Origin of the sequence: Crassaminicella thermophila (genome assembly GCF_008152325.1) — a bacterium.
Lineage (GTDB): Bacteria > Bacillota > Clostridia > Peptostreptococcales > Thermotaleaceae > Crassaminicella_A > Crassaminicella_A thermophila.
In genome coordinates this window covers 524745-544554 of record NZ_CP042243.1, presented here as the reverse complement: position 1 = coordinate 544554, position 19810 = coordinate 524745, and the positions used below count along the sequence as shown (strand labels likewise).

Genomic DNA, 19810 nt, shown 5'->3' with positions numbered 1-19810 from the left:
ACATATCAATATTCAACATTTTTTTCTTAATTCCTCCAATTTATTAGAGGAATATTATTATATTTTATAGAACAATATAACTAAACAATACATAGGAGGATTTTCTATGAAAAAATACAACAAAATTTTAATCCTTTTTCTTATTCTATCTTTTCTACCGCTATCTTTAATAAAAGTACCAGTAATCATTTTAGAAGATATAAAAGCTTCTAAAACCATTTTTATTCATAAAATTTCTCCTAATGATCAATTTACCATGCACTGGATGCACTCTGTTGAATTAGCTCCTTGGGAGGAAACCTTCTATATTGACAATAACTATAAAATAATATTAGATTACACACGATTTAAAGCCTTTGGAGCAGGCGTTCCTAAATCAGCTGGAAAGAAAACCTTCGTAAAGAATGGATGGATTTACTTTGCAGAAATAAACAAAGAAATGCCAAACCTTGCTTATGGTATATCTAATTTTGCAAAGCACACCTTCTACTTTAAAAATATAACTTTAAAGCTTTATGAAATGGTTCCAAATGATAATCCTGTTAAAATCTATACAGATAAGCTTTCAATAATTTCATATATATACAAAAAACTTATTACATAAAAATTCGCATACTGCAACCGCAGTATGCGAATTTTTATGCTGTAATCAAATCTTCTTTTTTCTTACTCATTTTTTGAATAAAGAAGATTAATGCAAATAATACAATACCAATAATATCTGATGTCATTCCTGGCTTCATCAATAAAATAGCTGATACCAACATTGCAATTCGATAGATTACATTTACCTTTGTAAATAAATATCCTTCTGCAGCAACTCCTAAAGCAATAACACCAATAACAGCTGTAATAGCTGCAATGATAATTCCAATAGCTGTTGTATTGATTAAAAGAAGTGCTGGTGAATATACAAATATATATGGAACTATAAATCCTGCCAATGCCAATTTTACTGCCTGAAAACCTGTTTTTGCTGGATTCCCTCCTGCAATCCCTGCTCCTGCAAATGCTGCTAAAGCAACAGGTGGTGTTAAATTTGCAAGCATTCCAAAGTAGAATACAAACATATGAGATACTTGATGTGGAATACCCATTTTAGCTAATGCTGGTGCTGCCATGGTTGCAGTAATAATGTATGCTGGGATAGATGGAAGACCCATTCCTAAAACAATACATGCAAGCATTGTAAGCACCAATGTAATAAATAAATTCCCTTTTCCTAAGAAAAGAATAGCACCTGCAAGTTTTAATCCAAATCCTGTTAATGTAGCAACACCAATAATAAGTCCTACAATGGCACAAGACATCGCAACTCCTAGAGCAGTACGTGCACCACTTTCTAATGCATCAATAATATCTTTAAAGCTCATTCTTGTTTCTTTTTTTAAAGAACTTGCAATAATTGTTGCAATAATAGAATAAAACGCTGCATAAATCGGTGTAAATCCTTTAATTAATAAATATAGAAGAATAACAAGAGGAATTAATAGATGCCCTCTTTGTTTTAACACTTCTGAAACCTTTGGCAATTGTTCTTTTGGAAGTCCAGTTAATCCTTTTTTTGATGCTCTTAAGTGAATCATTACAATTACACCTAGATAATAAAGAAGTGCTGGAATCGCTGCTGCAGCTGCAATTTTAATATATTTTATTCCTAAATACTCTGCCATAATAAATGCTGCTGCTCCCATAACAGGTGGCAAAATCTGTCCTCCACAAGATGCAGTTGCTTCTACTGCCCCAGCAAACTCAGAATCATATCCAATCTTTTTCATAAGTGGAATGGTAAAAGCTCCTGTTGTTACAACATTTGCAACAGCGCTACCATTAATGGAACCAAGCAATCCACTAGAAATTACCGCTACCTTTGCAGGACCACCTTTTCCTTGTCCTGCAATAGCCATTGCCAAGTCATTGAAAAATTGACCCATACCTGATTTTGATAAAAAAGCTCCAAATAATACAAACAAGAAAATATAAGTTGAAGATACACCTATTGCAATACCAAAAATACCTTCTGTCGTTAAATACATATACTCAGCAATATCTTTTATTCCATATCCTCTATGGGCTATAATATTAGGTAATTTAGGCCCTAAATACGCATAAACCAAAAACAATATTGCTAAAATTGCAATCTCATTTCCAGTGATTCTTCTACCTGCTTCTAGTACTAGTAAAATGGCCATAATTCCAAAAATCATATCTGTACTGCTTGGCATTCCTGCACGCATTACCAATGCTTTATAATTTATAACAATATACATTCCCAAACCTAATGACAATAATGCAAAAAACCAATCCAAAATTGCTGGCTTTTTCTTCGATGATTTCTTACTAAAAGGATATAGTATAAATACCAAACTCATTACTACAGCTGTGTGCACAGCTCTATGCATCAAAGTAACAAGAGGTCCTGCCCAAGCTGTATAAAGATGAAACAATGATAGTCCTATACACATAATAAAAACAATAATTCCAGGGATACTATTTCTATCAAATTTTCTAAAGCGAGATTCTGTATCATATTTTTCTAATATGGCTTCATGTCCTACTGCTTGTTCGTTTTCCGTATTTTTTATATCTGTCATCTTATCACCCTTTCATATATTTTTTATAAAGAAAGGGCATTTAAAAATGCCCTCTTTTATTTTCCTTGCTCTTTATAATATTTTTCTGCTCCTGGATGTAGTGGAATAGGCATTCCTTGTCTTACTGTATCTAGGCTAATTCTTTTAGCTGCTGAGTGTGCTTCATGTAATGTATCTATGTTTTCAAAAATAGTCTTTGTAATTTCATATACTTCATCTTCACTTAATTCTGCTCTTGTTACAAGTAAAGTTGTAACAGCTGCCGTTTCTACATCTTCTTTATTGTCATAAGTTCCTGCAGGAATCTTCTCTGATGAATAGAATGGAAACTCTTTTGCTAATTTTTCTACTACTTCTTTTCTAATTGGCACAATCTTTACATCATGTGTTGTACAAATATCCATAATTACTGCATTTGGAAGTCCTGATGTCAAGAATGCAGCATCTACTGAACCATTTTTTAACTGCTCAATACTTTCTGAATAAGATAAGAAATCTTCATCAATATCGTCATAAGTAATGCCATGTGCACCTAAGATTTGACGAGCATTTACTTCTGTACCACTTCCTGGAGCTCCAACGCCTACTCTCTTTCCTTTTAAGTCAGAAATTTCATTAATACCGCTACCCTCTAATGTTACAACCTGTACAAAGTTAGGATAAAGTGCAGCAACACCTCTTAAGTTTTCAACCTTTCCTTTATCTTTAAAAACTTCTGTTCCCGTATAAGCATAGTTGATAACGTCATTCATAGCAAAAGCAAGTTCTGCCTTTTTTTCACCAAGTAATGTTGCATTTACTGCAGATGCACCTGTAGATTGAACGGATGCATTTACATTATCAAGCTTTTCATTTAAAAGATTAGAAATTGCACCACCAATTGCAAAATATGGTCCTGAACTACCTCCCGTTGCAATGGTAACAAACATTTTTTCTTTAGATGCAGAAGCTTGATCTTCAGATGCAGGCTGCCCATCTTTAGAATTAGAACATCCTACAGCAAAAACACTAAGTACTAGCATTAATGCTAAAAGTATAGATAATTTTCTTTTCATAAACGTTTTCCCCCTTAAAATATTAATTTAGTAGAATTATATAACATTTCATAAAATATTAAAATTTATTCATATTTTGTTGCATTATTTTCTTATAACCTGCATTTATTGCTTATTAAAAAGCAAGAAGCAGAATGTAATCCTGCTTCATATGCCTAATAACTTTTTAAATTTTTTTAAATAATTCCTGCTAACAGGTATTTCTATGTTTTCTTTCTCCTTTATTTTTACCTTATATGTGTAATTAAACCAAGGAATAATCTCATTAATAAAATCAATATTGACAATATAGCTTTTATGGGTGCGAATAAATTTTTTCTTTTTAAATCTTTCTTCTAATTCTTTTAATGAATAATTGCAATGATATTCTCCATCTCTTGCATGAACAACAATATCATTTTTTATAGATTCAATATATTGAATTTCATCTATATCCATAAGAATATATCTATTATTTTTAAATACACATAACTTATTCAAATCAAACTCTTCGTTTTCTGCAAAGTTTTTATTTTTTTTCTGATTTTGCTTTTTTATTCGATCAATAGCAATCTTTAACCGTTCTTCAGAAAAAGGTTTCAATATATAATCTGCTACATTTATTTCAAAGCCTTGAATAGCATATTCATTGTAAGCCGTTGCTAAAATAATATAAGGAGGATTGTTTCTATCTAATATTTTCCGTGCCAACAAAAGTCCGTTTACATCTTGTATTTGAATATCTAAAAACACAATGTCTGGATTTAACTTTTCTACTAAATCCATTACTTCTTTTCCATCTCCTGTCTCTGCAATGATATTAATCTCCTTATCTTTTTCCAGAAAGTATCTTAACTCATCTCTAATATATTTCTCATCATCTACAATAATAACCTTAAACACCTTTATCACACTCCGCCATATCCTTTATAATAGGAATCCTTATACTTATAGTTGTTCCCTCTCCAAGCTTACTATAAATCTTTAGTCCATATTCTTCTCCAAACATACCCTTTAATCTTTCATTTACATTATTGATTCCTAAAGAATCTTTATGCACACAATCACCGTTTATTATTTTAGAAAGCTTTTTTTCTTCTATTCCAATCCCATTATCTTCAATTTGAATTATTATTTCATTTTTTTTCTTTATTCCACTAATTTTTACCCGTCCGCCTTCCTTCTTTGGAAGCAGTCCATGCTTAATTGCATTTTCTACAAGTGGTTGTAATGTTAAAGGTGGAAGTAAGCATGCTATATTTTTTTCTATTTCATAAATTACCTCCAATTTATCTTCAAATCTTGCTTTTTCAATTTCTACATATGATTTTACATGATTTAACTCAGTCCCAAGATCTACAATATCTTTGTTCATATTTAAATTTTTCCGAAATACATTACTAAGGTGGGTAATTAGATTTCTTGCTTTCTCAGGATTAATTCTACAAAGAGAACCTATAACGGTTAAAGAATTAAATAAAAAATGCGGATTTATTTGTGCTTGCAGTGCTTTTAATTCTGCTGTAGCTAGTAGTTTTGAATTATGTTCTAATTTTCCTAAAGTTAATTGAGTAGAAAATAGTTTTGCTAATCCATTCGCAAGTTCCACATCAATCGATGTAATGGCATTTGGGATACCTTTATATAGCTTAAATGTACCAATGATTTTTGTATCTTCCTTTAAAGGATATATTACCACAGATTCAAGAGGACACCCCCTATTTTTATATTCACAGCCGACTTCTGTACAATAACCTAAAATAACAGGATCCCCTGTTTTTAATACTTGATTTGTAATATCTGTCACAATCGGTTTTCCTACACCATGTCTCTCTGTTCCAACTCCAGCATGAGCTACAATCTTTTCCTTATCTGTAAATGTAACTGCATTATATTCTGTCATATCGTATACAATTTGTGCTACCTTTTGAATTTCTTTAGAATTAATTCCTTTCTTAATAAAAGGCAAAGTTCTATCTGCAATCTTTAAAGTTAATTGAGCTTGCTGTGCTCCCATTTTTTCTTCTTCGCTAAAGATACTGTCAATAATCATAAATAAAAGTGCTAGTCCAATAGAATTAATAATCACCATAGGAATCCAGATAGCTTTAACAAGCATAACTGCATCAGCAAAAGGTCTTGAAAAAATAAGTACAGAAATTTTTCTCATACTCTCAGCAATAGCTCCTATAAGAGCTGCATACATCCATTTCTTTTTTTTATTTTGAATCAACTTTCCTATAATCCCTGCCATAAGACCTTCAAATACAGTAGATATAGCACAAGCAGTTGTTGTAAATCCTCCAATATGAATGAGTCCACGATGTATTGCTGCAATAATCCCTGCTAAAAATCCAACCAATGGTCCTCCTAAAATTCCTCCCGTTGCAACGCCAATAATTCTTGTGTTTACTAAAGCTCCTTCAAATTCTATACTAAAATAAGTCCCTATAATGCCAAAAACACCAAAGACAAAAGATAAAATCAATTTATCTGATAATTTTACCGGTTTTTTTGCAATAAGATTCCTAGAAGGTTTAAATCTTGATAATATGAATGCAAAAACAAATAAATTTCCAAATTTATTTGCCAATCCTAATATAATATCAAAGCTCATCAAGATCTCCCCATTTCTAATTGCTTATTTATATGTTCATTATACTGTAATTAATAACATTATTACAAATAATTTGAATAATATCATTCATATAACTATACACACTATTTTCTTTCTATACAATTTCGTTTATAATAATATATATACTAAAAAATTTTAAATAATAAAATATTTTAATAAGGTTTAATTATTTATAATTTTATGAAAGGAGCTTTTTATGAAAAAAGGAGATATTTTATGGCTATTGTGCCTAGGATTGGTCATTGCAATTTTAGTTATTCCCACAACACATGAAGCATTTGTTCATCTAACAAAAGTACATCCTTATATTATGAGCTTTTTTAAAGTTGCCATTCTAGCCACTATGGGAGAATTCCTTGCTATAAGGATTCTTTCTGGAAAGTTTATAAAACCAGTAGGCGTTTTTTGGAGATTTGTAATCTGGGGATTTTTAGGTATGAGTTTTGCTTTGGTATTTCCAATCTTTGATGGAGGCGTGCGTACAGCTATCAAAATCGGATTAATCCCAAGTTTTAAAGGAAGTAAAATCCACACTTTTGCAACTCCTTTTTTTACCAGTGCTGCCATGAACCTTATTTTTGCTCCAACTATGATGGGACTTCACCGAATTACAGATACTTATATTGAACTTTGCCATGGTAAACTATCTAATCTTAAAAAAGTTTGTTTAGAAGATGTCATCGATCACATTGATTGGAAAGGCTTAGTTGGCTTTGTATATTTAAAAACAATTCCTTTTTTCTGGATTCCAGCCCATACTATTACATTCCTACTCCCTTCAGAGTATCGTGTTTTAATGGCATCCTTTTTATCTATTGCATTAGGAGGTATTCTAGCTTTTGCAAAGAAAAAAAATCAAAGTCTGTAAATTTACAGACTTTGATTTTTATTTAAATTCTCTATAATATCTATTAATTCTTCCATACTATCTACTACATAATCAGGATTATGCTGCATATATATTTCTCTAGGTAAAGCACTCCAAGCTACTGCTACAGATATAATCCCTGCATTTTTGCCACATAATACATCAAAAGGACTATCTCCAACCATAATAGCCTCATCAACCTCTATATCTAGCTCCTTTAGTGCCATCAAAGCAGGAGTAGGGTCTGGTTTATGCTTTTTAGTATCATTTGCACCTATAATACTTTCAAAATAATGCTCTAAATCAAATAGTTTTAACCCTTTTCGTGCTGATTCATTAAGCCTTGAAGTAACAACACCTAGTTTATACCCTTTTTTGTGTAATATTTCTAACGCTTCTTTAACACCCGTATGCACTGTAATAAGTTTTTCAAAATTCAAAGCTTGAAAAGCTCTATAAGTTTTTATTGCTTCTTCACTGCACCCCGGACATTCTCTATCTAATGTAACTTTTAAGATTTCTCCAAAGGATTGAACAATTTTTTCCCTAGGAACTTCCTTGTTTAAATGGGTTTTATAGGTATGTTGAAAAGACTGAATAATCAATTCGTTCGTATCTAACAATGTTCCATCTAAATCAAATAAAATTGCTTTTATACTCACGAGTTTCTCCTTTCTCTACTAAGCTTTTTATACTTTAATATAAACTATTCTAACCAAATTATGCTTTTAAGTCAAAAAATAATAAACTCACGCTAAATAATCTAATTTTAGCGTGAGTCTATCATTTATTTGAATAAATTATTAAGCAATTGTTTTTTCTAATCTTCTATTTGCTTCTTCATATGTTAATTCATTCTCTGTGGCTGCTACAACAGTTGCTGCAGCTAAATCTCCAATAACATTTACTGAAGTTCTTGCCATATCCAATATTCTATCCACACCAGCAATAAGTGTTATTCCTTCAAGAGGTAATCCAACAGATGTTAAAACAACAGAAAGCATGATAAGTCCCCCTCCTGGTACACCTGCTGTTCCTATTGCTCCTAATGTAGATGTAAGAACGATTGTACTCATTTGAGATATAGTTAAATCTATTCCATATATTTGAGCAACAAATAAGGCACATACTCCCTGATATAAAGCTGTTCCTCCCATATTAATAGTAGCACCAAGTGGAAGTACAAAGCTTGCTATCTTTTCTGATACACCTACATTTTCTTTAATACATTGTATGCTTACAGGTAATGTTCCTGAACTACTAGTTGTACTAAAAGCTGTAGTTGCCGCAGGCATAATTCCTTTAATAAATTTGATTGGATTATATTTTGCAAAAGCTTTTACGGTTGTAGCATATACAAATATAGTTTGAATCACACATCCTACATACACTGCTACAACTACTTTAATTAATGGTAGTAAAACATCTGTACCATTTGACGCTACTACAGGTGTAATCAAACCAAATACCCCTATTGGAGCTAATGACATGATTAATCCTGTAATCTTATACATAATTTCTGCTAAGCTGTCAAAGAAACTAATAAAAGGTTTGCTTTTTTCTTCTGGTAATGATGTAGCCCCGATCCCTAAGAAAAGAGCAAAAGTAATAATTTGTAGCATATTTCCCTCAACTAAACCTTTCATTGGATTTTTAGGGACCACATTTAATAAAATTTCTGTAATTGGAGGAGCCTCTTTAGCCGCAACAACGTCCATATTCACTGACATACTTAATCCTAATCCTGGATTCATTATTTTACTTAACAAAATCCCTATTGTAACTGCAAAGGCCGTTGTAAATAAATAATATCCTATTGTTTTACCACCAATCCTCCCAAGAGTTTTAATATCTCCTATACTTGCAGCCCCTACAATCAATGATGATAATACTAAAGGTACTATAAGCATTTTAATTAAATTAAGAAATAACGTTCCAATTGGCTTAATAAATGTATCAGCTATATGTGGATTACTTTGTAAAAGAAGACCTACTATAATACCGCCTAACAACCCAATAAATATTTTTGTTGTTAATTTCATTTTCAAAAATAATTCCCCCTTTTTTATTTAAATTAAAAATCCTAACTAATGATAACCTTTTCCTAACAAAATCAGACATAACCAAACAGAATAAAACTTTTTTATTTTTCCTGCTTAAATCCATCTATCATTTAATATATATCAAAAGTTATCCACAAATTTTTAATCTTATCATCTCCTAAAAAATAAAAAACTTAGGTATTAAAACCTAAGTGTCAGAGTATAGACAAAATAGAATTATTATAATTGAAAAATAAAAGCAAATGATTGCAAAGCTTTAGTAAAGAAAACTTAATGAAGAATTTCAAAAAAATCCGTAGGCTTAGCATGGATGCTAAGCCAGCATCCTACAAGATAGGATGTCTTGATTAGGTGCGTTAGGATTTTTTGAAATTATGAATCTTAGTTTTCCCTAAAGCTTTGTTTATGAGCGTTATTTTTCAATTCATTTATAAATATAATTTTGTCAACAAGCTCAAACTTAGGTACAAAAACCTAAGTGTATTTTTATATAGGATTTTTTATAGATACAATAATTCCTTCAATAAATTTCTTCACACTAATTTTACCACCGTAATCTAACTTCCCTCTAATATGATTCATTTGTTTTCTTACTTCTTTGAAATCAAACAAAATACTGGCATATTTTATGAATATTTCATTTCCATAATCTTCAATACCCATATGAGCAATATTTATTAATGCTCTATTAACTGCTCTTCTAATTCTTTGTTCTATAGCAAAAACATTGGTTGTAATCTGGTATTCCTGTTCATACCTTCTTTGTAAATAATTATAGATTTCCGTCATTTTATATTTTATTGGATTTTTCCCTGCATCTTTATCTTGCTCTAGAATCCAAAGAATAATTTCAATGATATCATTATTCCCTGCTTCTCCCAAAATCCCTAATTGTGCTAATATTTTTTCAATCTTATCTTTATTACTAGATGTCTCAATCTCTTTATCCAAACTATTTTCCTCATATATCTGAATCTCTTTAATAGCATTTTTAAAAGATTGAATCACATGAAACATATTCATTTTCTCTTTCACTTTTTTAATTACTGAAACTACTTCAACAACATTGATTGGTTTGTTGATAAAAAATTCAATTCCTTCTTTATATGCCTCTGCAATCATTTCTTTTGATGTAACTTGAGAAATCATAATAAAAGTTGTCTTGCACTTAGACCTATTTATATCAGATACAATGCTGATACCATCAATTTCTGGCAACAATAAATCCACCAAAACAATATCTGGCTTAAGTCTTTTAATCTCATCTATAGCCTGTGCACCATCATCAGATATTCCTATAATATCCCCTAAATTATTTTTTAATATTATTTTTTTTAATAGGTTTTGGATTACTTTATCATCCTCTATAATATAAAAGTTCGTATCCATTTCATCACTTCCTCATTTCTATTTTTACAGCAGGAATTGTTATCTGAAATGTTGTATTTTCACCTTTGCCATATTTAACAATAATGTTACCTTCATAATGATTTTCCACTATATATTTTACATGAGATAACCCTATACCTGTTGACATTTTTCCTGTTACTGTATCGATTTTTGTAGTAAAACCAGGTTCAAATATTAAGTCTATATCATCTTCTTCAATTCCAATACCATTATCAGTTATTTTAAAAATATAGCTTTCTCCAATTCTTTCTTCCTCTATGATAATCTCACCCATTAACTCTATAGCATCAATAGAATTAATAATGAGATTATTAAGTATAGATATTAATGGATAAAAATCATTTGTATAGAAATTATCTTTCACAACATGTTTAAGAGAGATATTTTTATTGCTAATATTTATTAATTTTTGTGTATTATCTTCTATTATTTTAAAAATTTCCTCTACACTCATAAACATACTCTTACTTCCTTCTGAAAGAGTCTCTTCTATACCTAATACCACTCGTAAATAATCCTTTTTTATTTCATGAATGTTTCTAGAAATATATAAAGCCTGATTCTTTAATTCTGGCTCCTGCAATCTTTTATATAATTGATAACTTTTTTCCATCATATCTTCAATATCAACCATTGATTTTCTCAAAAAGAAAAGCTCTGTTTTTAACCTAGCATTAAATAATAATAATTCTCTAAACTTGTTTTCTTTTTGCCCTCTTTCATATGTATTTTTATAATACAAAATAATTTTATTAATAAAAAAAGTAATGAGTGATCGAACAAATCCAACAAGAATAATAGTTAATATTTCTTTTTCAAAATAAATATTAGTCCTAAAACTTCTTAAAAAAGCCTCTGCCATATTCCCAACACTATCACAAATCCACAAATATAAAATAAATGTCATAGGATTTTTTAGTCTGTTCCTAATATTAAAAATCTCAAAAAACAATCCAAAAGTTAAATAAAATATGGTTACAGGCAAGTAACGTACTAGTGTTTCTAGTAAAGACATCTCATGATATGCAATAAAATGGACAAGCCCTCTAAATAAAAACATAAGTATTGCTATACAAGTAGACACAAACATAATTGAGACATCTTTAAAATGGATCAATAATAAAGATAATACGACTACAGCTAATGAAAATCTAAACCATTGTGAAAATGGGGTAAAATAGACTTGTCCCATAAAAACAGTTATCATACAAATAGCAAAAATATTTTCCAATCTCTTTTTTCCCATATCAACCAAACACTTCCTTACAAAAACGAGAAGGACTAAGTAAAGTCCTTCTTTAGTAAATAAAATTTTATATCTTCATACTTAAAGAAACCTTCTGTCTTTCCATATCCACCTTCAGAACCCTTACCTTTACCACATCCCCTACAGAAACTACATCCATAGGATTTTTAATAAACTTGTCACTCATTTCTGATATGTGGACAAGTCCATCATTTTTTATACCTATATCTACAAATGCACCGAAATCAATTACATTTCTTACTGTACCTGTTAAAATCATATCAGGTTTCAAATCCTCGATTTTTAACACATCTGTTCGAAAAATTGGCTTAGGCATTTCATCACGAGGGTCTCTTCCTGGTTTTTTAAGTTCATTAAGAATATCTTTTAGTGTAGGAATCCCTACCTCTAACTCTTTTGCCCATTCTTCTATTTTTTTATCATCTACTTCTTCTTTAATATTTTGTAGCTTTTTATTTTTTACATCATCTAATGAATATCCTATTATTGATAATAGCTTCTCAGCAACACCATAGGATTCTGGATGGACTGCTGTATTGTCTAATACATTTTTGCCATCTGAAATTCTTAAAAATCCTGCACACTGCACAAAAGCGCTCGGTCCAAGTCTAGAAACCTTTAGTAATTCTTTTCTATCTTTAAACTTTCCATTTTCTTCTCTATATTTTACAATATTTTTCGCCACAGATTTACTAATACCAGAAATATATTGAAGCAGTGAAGCAGAAGCTGTATTTAAATCTACTCCTACACGATTTACTGCATCCTCTACTACACCCTTTAGGGCTTCATCAAGTCTTGATTGATTTACATCATGCTGATACTGCCCAACCCCTATATGCTTTGGTTCAATTTTTACCAATTCTGCCAATGGATCTTGTAGTCTCCTTGCAATAGATATAGCTCCTCTTAAAGATACATTAATATCTGGATATTCTTCGGCTGCTAACTTTGAAGCCGAATACACAGATGCCCCTGCTTCATTTACAATAAGATAATATATTTTTCTATCTATTTCTTGAATCATTTCTGCTACAAACATCTCTGATTCTCTTGAAGCAGTCCCATTTCCTATAGCAATAATATTTACTCCATATTTTTCAATTAGCTCCTTTAAAACCTTCTTAGCATTTTCTATATCATTTTGTGGCTCTGTTGGATAGACAGTAGTTGTATCTAATAGCTTTCCTGTTTCATCTACAACTGCTATTTTACATCCTGTTCTATAAGCAGGGTCAAAACCCATTACAACCATATCCTTCATAGGAGGTTGCAACAATAAATTATTAAGATTTGTTGCAAATACTTTTATTGCTTTCTCCTCTGCACGCTCTGTAAGTTCATTTCGAATTTCTCTTTCAATAGATGGAGCAATTAATCTCTTGTAACTATCCTCTACAGCTTCTTCAACAAAGCTTGAGGTTATACTTCTTCTTTTCTTTACTATCTCACTTTTTAAGAAATATAATATATCTTCTACAGGAGCATCAATTTTAACCTTTAATATTTTTTCCTTTTCCCCACGATTTATTGCTAAAACCCTATGATCTAGTATTTTTTTTACAGGTTCTTTGTAATCATAATACATTTCATAAACAGATTTTTCATCAGGATTTGCAGCTACTACTACCACGATTCCTTTATAAAAGGTTAAATTTCTTATTTTTTTACGATAATCTGCATTATCTGATACCTTCTCTGCAATAATATCTTGTGCTCCTTCAATAGCTTCTTCAACTGTATTGACATCTTTTTCTTCGTTGACAAATTTTACTGCAATTTCCTCTATGGTGCCGTCGAATATTTCCTGGGAAAATAGAATTTCTGCTAATGGCTCAAGTCCTTTTTCTTTTGCAATTGTTGCTCTTGTTCTTCTCTTTGGTCTAAAAGGTCTGTATAAGTCTTCTACCTCTGTTAGGGTAATTGCATTCTGAATTTTTTCCTTTAATTCTTCTGTAAGCTTGTCCTGCTCATGAATAAGTCTTATTACTTCTTCTTTTCTTTTCTCTAAATTTCTTAAATATGTAAGACGATCAAACAATTCCCTAAGTACTGTATCACTTAACTCTCCTGTTACTTCTTTTCTATATCTTGCAATGAATGGAATGGTATTTCCTTGGTCAATTAATTCAATTGTTGCTTTTACCTGTGATTCTTTTATTTGAAATTCTTTTGCTAATTGTTTGGCAATCAAATCTATAAGACTCCTTTCAATTAATTCTATAATAATAGCCGGGTATTTCCCCAGCTATTTTTGCTCTTTTTTTAAATATTCATTAATAAACAAATCAATTTCTCCATCCATAACAGCTTGCACATTTCCTACTTCTGCATTAGTTCTATGGTCTTTTACCATATTATATGGATGAAAAACATAAGACCTTATCTGACTTCCCCATGCAATTTGACTATAATCACCTTTCAAATCCTCAATTTTATCTTTATGCTCTCGTTCTTTTATTTCTATAAGCTTTGATATTAACATTTTCATTGCTGTTTCACGATTGCTATGCTGAGACCTCTCATTTTGACATTGTACAACAATTCCTGTTGGAATATGAGTAATCCTAATTGCTGAATCTGTCTTATTTACGTGCTGTCCTCCTGCACCACTAGCACGATACGTATCTATCCTTAAATCATTAGGATTAATATCGATCTCTATATCTTCATCTAATTCTGGCATAACGTCTAATGATGCAAAAGAAGTGTGTCTTTTACCAGATGGGTCAAATGGAGATATTCTTACAATTCTGTGAACACCTCTTTCACATTTTAAATACCCATAAGCATTTTCCCCTTCAATCAATAATGTTACATTTTTAATTCCAGCTTCCGTATCTGGTAATATATCAAGGGTTTTAACTCTGTATCCTTTCTTTTCAGCCCATCTTGTATACATTCTTAAAAGCATTTCTGCCCAATCCTGAGCATCTAAACCTCCTGCTCCTGCATGGATAGAAATAATTGCATTATTCTTATCGTATTCTCCTGATAGTAAGGTTTCTACCCTTATTGTATCTATTTCTTCCTTAATCTTTTCAATATCAGCCTGCACTTCCTTTTCTACTGATAAATCTTTTTCCTCTATTGCCATATCTAGCAGTAGGTTTAATTCCTCATACTTTTCAGATAATGCTTCATATCTATTTAACTTATCTTTTAACTGCTTTGATTTTTGCAAAATCTTTTGCGCATTCTTAGGATCATCCCAAAACGCTGGCTCCATTGCTTTTTCATCCAATTCTTTTATCTCAGATGTTAGCTTATCTATGTCAAAGAGAAACCCTCAAATCTTCAATAGGCTCTTTCAACAAGCTAAGCTCATACTTTAGCTGTTCTAACTGTACCATTAAATCCCGCCTTTCTATCTACCACAACATTTTTTGTACTTTTTACCACTTCCACATGGACAAGGTTCATTTCTTCCAACATGATTATGCTTAGTAACAGGCTTTCTTTCTTCTGGTGCATCAGGACCTCTCATTCCTGTCACTTTTACAACTTGTTTTCTCTGTGTTTCTGTTTGAACAGTTACATTGAATAAGTGTCTTATTGTATCTTCCTGTATACTAGCAATCATAGCCTCAAACATATCAAATCCTTCAACTTGATAAGCTCTTACAGGATCTTCTTGTCCATAAGCTCTAAGTCCAATTCCTTGTCTTAGTTGGTCCATAGCATCAATATGATCCATCCATTTTGTATCTACAATACGAAGAAGAATTACTCTTTCTAATTCTCTCATTCTTTCTTCTCCAACTTCTTCTTCTTTTTGACGATATAAATCATCTGCCATTTTCATTATTCTTGACTTTAGCTCTTCTTTTGTCAGTTCTTCTAAATCATCAAATTGTAAGCTTCCTTTTGGTAAAAATATAGTGTATAGATAGTCTTCCATTCCTTTTAAATCCCACTCTTCTGGGTATTTTGCATCTGCTGTATAAGTTTCAATAGCACTATCTACAATACTTGAAAGCATTCCCATAATATGCTCTCTTAAATTTTCTCCTTCTAAAACCCTTCTTCTTTCTTTGTACATAACTTCTCTTTGCTTATTCATAACATCATCATACTGAAGAACATGCTTTCTTATTGAGAAGTTTCTTCCTTCTACTCTCTTTTGTGCGCTCTCTATTGATTTTGAAAGAATACCTGCTTCAATAGGTTGGTCATCATCCATCCCTAATTTCTCTACAATTCCTTGTATTTTTTCACTACCAAATAATCTCATCAAATCATCTTCTAATGAAATAAAAAATTGAGATGATCCTTTGTCTCCTTGACGACCTGAACGTCCTCTTAACTGATTATCAATTCTTCTTGATTCATGTCTTTCCGTACCGATAATCGCAAGTCCACCAGCTTCAACAACCTTTTCACGCTCTTTATCTGTCATCTTTTTGATTTCTTCATAAATTTCATTATAAAGCTTTCTAGCTTCTATAACTTCTTCATCCTCTGTAGGTGCAAAGCTTGTAACCATAGAAAGAACATAATCACTATATCCTCTCTTTTTTAATTCCTTTTTCGCCATAAATTCAGCATTTCCACCTAATACAATATCTGTACCACGTCCTGCCATATTTGTAGCAATGGTTACAGCCCCAAATCGTCCTGCTTGAGATACAATCTCTGCTTCTCTTTCATGTTGCTTTGCATTTAAAACTTCATGCTTGATTCCATATCTTTTTAACATTTTGCTTAAAAGCTCTGAATTTTCTATAGATATAGTACCGACAAGTACTGGCTGTCCCTTTTTATGCTTTTCTATTATCTGGTTTATAACAGCTTTAAACTTTCCTTCTTCTGTTTTATAAATAGAATCAGGCAAATCCTTTCTTTGAATAGGCTTATTTGTCGGAACTACTACAACATCCATATTATAAATATGCTTAAATTCATCTTCTTCTGTCTTTGCTGTACCTGTCATACCAGCTAGCTTATTATACATTCTAAAATAGTTTTGAAGGGTAATGGTTGCCAAAGTCTTTGATTCTCTTTGCACCCTCAAGCCTTCTTTTGCTTCTATAGCTTGATGTAATCCATCGCTGTACCTTCTACCAAACATAAGTCTTCCTGTAAATTCATCAACAATAACAATTTCTCCATCCTTTACCACATAATCCTTATCACGCTTCATTAGTTTATGTGCCCTTAATGCTTGATTAATATGATGAGAAATCTCCATATTTTCTGGATCTGCAAGATTTTCTATTCCAAAAAACTTTTCTGCCTTCTCAACACCACCACCATCTTCATCTGTTAAGACAATTGTGTTTGCTTTTTCATCTATCACATAATCTACTTCTTCTTTAAGATTTCTTACAAATTGATCTACAATTTGATATAGCTTTGTTGACTTTTCTCCTGCTCCAGAAATAATAAGAGGTGTTCTTGCTTCATCTATTAAAATACTGTCTACCTCATCCACAATAGCATAATTTAGCTCTCTTTGAACCATTTCTTCTTTGTATATGACCATATTGTCTCTTAAATAATCAAAACCAAATTCATTATTTGTTCCATAAGTAATATCTGAATTATAAGCAGCTCTTCTTGCTTCTGTACTCATTCCATGAATAATACAGCCTACAGATAAGCCTAAGAAATTGTAAATTTTACCCATCCATTCCATATCACGTTTTGCCAAATAATCATTAACAGTTACAACATGTACACCTTTTCCTTCAAGGGCATTTAAGTATACAGGAGCTGTAGCAACCAAAGTTTTTCCTTCCCCTGTCTTCATCTCAGCAATACGTCCTTGATGAAGCACAATTCCTCCTAAAAGCTGTACAGGAAAGTGTCTCATTCCTAAAGTTCTCCATGCTGCTTCTCTTACTACTGCAAAAGCTTCTGGTAATAAGTCATCTAATGTTTTTCCATTTTTTAATTCTTCTTTAAATACATTAGTTTTATTTTTTAATTCTTCATCACTTAATTTTTTGATTTTTTCTTCTAATGCCTCTATTTGGTCTACTATCTTAAATAATCTTTTCACTTCTCTATCATTAAAACTACCGAATATCTTTTCTAAAAACTTCATTTTTTATCATCCTCTCTAAATGAGTGCATACTGCTCCAACTTTCATTGTAACATAATGAAATGTACATGCAAAGGTAAATATTTACAATACAAAAGGAAGAATTCTCATTCTTCCTTATTTTTGCCCTTTATATTGAAATATTATCATTTTTGTACTTCTATGCCCAAATCTCCTTCGTATTCGTATCATTTCCCCTTGTATAAACAAAACAATACCCAAACTGATAAATATATTTCCTACACTAATAACCTTCGACAAGGGATATGGTTTTGGAATTACAATGCATTTTGCTAAAAATTTTGTCCATGTTTTAGCATCCTCTAACGGTATATATCTTAATATTTCTCCACTTTTTATTCCTTCTATTAAAGATATTTTTCCTGCTAAATCTAAGCTTTCAAAAGATATAGGTATCTTTCCGTTATTCAAAAAAATCACCAATAGATTTAGAGTCACACCAATTAGTAATACCCAAAAACCTTTTTTATCTATATTTATAACCAAAACAATAAGCAAAAAAATCAAAGAAATAGCATAAACATATCCTTCATATCGAGATAAAAAAGGAGTTTCAAATATAAGCATTATTTGAAGAATCAAAGCCAGTATAAATAAAGGCCATCCTCTTATAGTCAAAAATTTTAAATTTTCTAGTCTACCCCCTCTGATTTTTCCTAAAAGCAACCCGATTATCGTTCCTTCAATTAACAAATTCACCACTCCCTAGAAGTCAATTTATACTATGATTCGATTCTCATACCCCTTTTTCCTCTTATTTTTTATTTTCTTTTTAAAAAATTCTAAAAAAAGAAATATAAAAAGATAAGAGAATGACATAGAAAAAAGAGCAGCCTTGCTGCTCCTTATTCTTATTAGAAGGTTGGTTCTATCAATCCATAATTTCCATCTTTTCTTTTATAAACCACATTTACATCATCTGTATCACTATTTGTAAATACGTAAAAATTATGTCCTAATAACTCCATTTGTAGTACTGCTTCTTCTGCATCCATAGGTTTTACTGGAAATCTCTTTGTTTTTACAATTTTTGCTTCATCCTTATCATCATTAAAATTAGGTATATCTTCAAATCGAATGGTATCATGACCTTTATATCTTTTTTGTAGTTTTGTTTTATGCTTTCTAATCTGCTTGTATAATTTGTCTATAGCTTTATCTACAGATGTATACATATCTTCTGTGGCTTCTTCTGCTCTGAGAATAGTACCATTAATAGGAATGGTAATCTCAATAATTTGCCTATTTTTTTCTACTGTTAAAGTTGCTTGAGCCTCTGTATCTTCCTTGAAATATTTTCCAAACCTCTCTAATTTTGCTTTTACCATGTCCTTTAAAGCATCTGTAACTTCTAAATTTTTTCCACTTACAATAACTATCATATACTTCAGCTCCTTCCAGCAAATATAGTGAGTAAGTTATTAAAACTTAACCCAAAACTTAATGATCTTTTATGTCTTTATATTAATATATTACTATTCGATATACCTTTGTATATTTCCTTTATTTTTAAAAATTCATTATAAGTTTTAGGACAAGTATTATATTTATTATTTTACCCACTATCATACTTCTCAAACAAGGAACAAAATATTTTTTTCTTATAACTTTTCAACAGTATCCACCATTTTATCCACAGAATTTTCTCAACATTTCATCTTTTATCCTTATTTTTCTAAAAAAAATAGGTTTTCATGGAATCTATTTTATGCAAATTTATTAATTTGCACAGTTTATCCACAGTATGGGAGTATGTTGAATGTTTTTCTGTTGATAATGTGGATAACATTGTTGATAACCTATTTTTCAACCTTTTTCTTTGTGGAAAAGATTGTGTATTTCCAGTGGACAAGTATTTTTTTGACTAT

15 protein-coding genes are annotated in these 19810 nt (G+C 30.9%); 2 read left to right on the top strand and 13 right to left on the bottom strand.

The window, feature by feature from the left end; translation table 11 throughout:
• Positions 1-106: 106 nt before the first annotated feature.
• Positions 107-604: a DUF1850 domain-containing protein gene (locus tag FQB35_RS02580; protein WP_148808417.1), complete on the top strand. Its 498-nt coding sequence runs from the start codon at positions 107-109 to the stop codon at positions 602-604.
• A gap of 34 nt (positions 605-638) precedes the next feature.
• On the opposite strand, the gene FQB35_RS02575 is transcribed toward FQB35_RS02580, so the two are convergent.
• The 4 genes from FQB35_RS02575 to FQB35_RS02560 all read right to left on the bottom strand — a co-directional run bounded on the left by FQB35_RS02575 (position 639) and on the right by FQB35_RS02560 (position 6245).
• The gene (locus FQB35_RS02575; protein WP_148808416.1) at positions 639-2594 is read right to left on the bottom strand and encodes a TRAP transporter permease; all 1956 of its coding nucleotides are present in this window, start codon (positions 2592-2594) and stop codon (positions 639-641) included.
• Between the two features lie 56 nt (positions 2595-2650).
• Complete coding sequence (locus tag FQB35_RS02570; protein WP_148808415.1) at positions 2651-3649, bottom strand: TAXI family TRAP transporter solute-binding subunit; 999 nt, start codon at positions 3647-3649, stop codon at positions 2651-2653.
• Positions 3650-3796: 147 nt separating this feature from the next.
• The gene (locus tag FQB35_RS02565) at positions 3797-4531 is read right to left on the bottom strand and encodes a LytR/AlgR family response regulator transcription factor (RefSeq protein ID WP_148808414.1); all 735 of its coding nucleotides are present in this window, start codon (positions 4529-4531) and stop codon (positions 3797-3799) included.
• Entirely contained in the window at positions 4524-6245 is a 1722-nt protein-coding gene (locus FQB35_RS02560; protein ID WP_148808413.1) for a sensor histidine kinase, read from the bottom strand. Before FQB35_RS02560 ends, FQB35_RS02565 begins: the two co-directional genes overlap by 8 nt.
• Positions 6246-6462: 217 nt before the next feature.
• Here FQB35_RS02560 and FQB35_RS02555 point away from each other — a divergent pair, with 217 nt between their 5' ends.
• Entirely contained in the window at positions 6463-7134 is a 672-nt protein-coding gene (locus FQB35_RS02555; protein ID WP_148808412.1) for a hypothetical protein, read from the top strand.
• A gap of 2 nt (positions 7135-7136) precedes the next feature.
• Here FQB35_RS02555 and ppaX read toward each other — a convergent pair whose 3' ends face one another.
• From ppaX to hpf, 9 genes are all read right to left on the bottom strand, one after another.
• Positions 7137-7796 carry a pyrophosphatase PpaX gene (gene ppaX / locus FQB35_RS02550; protein ID WP_148808411.1) on the bottom strand — a complete coding sequence of 220 codons (660 nt, stop codon included), beginning with the start codon at positions 7794-7796 and terminating at the stop codon, positions 7137-7139.
• A gap of 141 nt (positions 7797-7937) precedes the next feature.
• Positions 7938-9176 carry a dicarboxylate/amino acid:cation symporter gene (locus FQB35_RS02545; RefSeq protein ID WP_148810735.1) on the bottom strand — a complete coding sequence of 413 codons (1239 nt, stop codon included), beginning with the start codon at positions 9174-9176 and terminating at the stop codon, positions 7938-7940.
• Between the two features lie 507 nt (positions 9177-9683).
• Complete coding sequence (locus FQB35_RS02540; protein WP_148808410.1) at positions 9684-10586, bottom strand: response regulator; 903 nt, start codon at positions 10584-10586, stop codon at positions 9684-9686.
• Positions 10587-10590: 4 nt separating this feature from the next.
• Positions 10591-11853, bottom strand: a complete 1263-nt coding sequence (locus FQB35_RS02535; protein WP_148808409.1) for an ATP-binding protein — start codon at positions 11851-11853, stop codon at positions 10591-10593.
• Between the two features lie 67 nt (positions 11854-11920).
• Positions 11921-14074 (bottom strand): Tex family protein, encoded by a 2154-nt coding sequence (locus tag FQB35_RS02530; protein WP_148808408.1) that lies wholly within the window; start codon positions 14072-14074, stop codon positions 11921-11923.
• Between the two features lie 48 nt (positions 14075-14122).
• A protein-coding gene (prfB, locus tag FQB35_RS02525; protein WP_148808407.1) for a peptide chain release factor 2 occupies positions 14123-15227 on the bottom strand; the annotation gives its coding sequence in 2 pieces (ribosomal slippage) (positions 14123-15151 and positions 15153-15227; 1104 coding nt in all).
• Between the two features lie 14 nt (positions 15228-15241).
• A complete protein-coding gene (gene secA / locus FQB35_RS02520) occupies positions 15242-17923 on the bottom strand; it encodes a preprotein translocase subunit SecA (protein WP_148808406.1) in 2682 nt (893 codons plus the stop codon).
• A gap of 115 nt (positions 17924-18038) precedes the next feature.
• Positions 18039-18635 carry a DUF5317 domain-containing protein gene (locus FQB35_RS02515; RefSeq protein ID WP_148808405.1) on the bottom strand — a complete coding sequence of 199 codons (597 nt, stop codon included), beginning with the start codon at positions 18633-18635 and terminating at the stop codon, positions 18039-18041.
• Positions 18636-18796: 161 nt separating this feature from the next.
• Positions 18797-19324, bottom strand: a complete 528-nt coding sequence (gene hpf, locus FQB35_RS02510; protein ID WP_148808404.1) for a ribosome hibernation-promoting factor, HPF/YfiA family — start codon at positions 19322-19324, stop codon at positions 18797-18799.
• Positions 19325-19810: the final 486 nt, after the last annotated feature.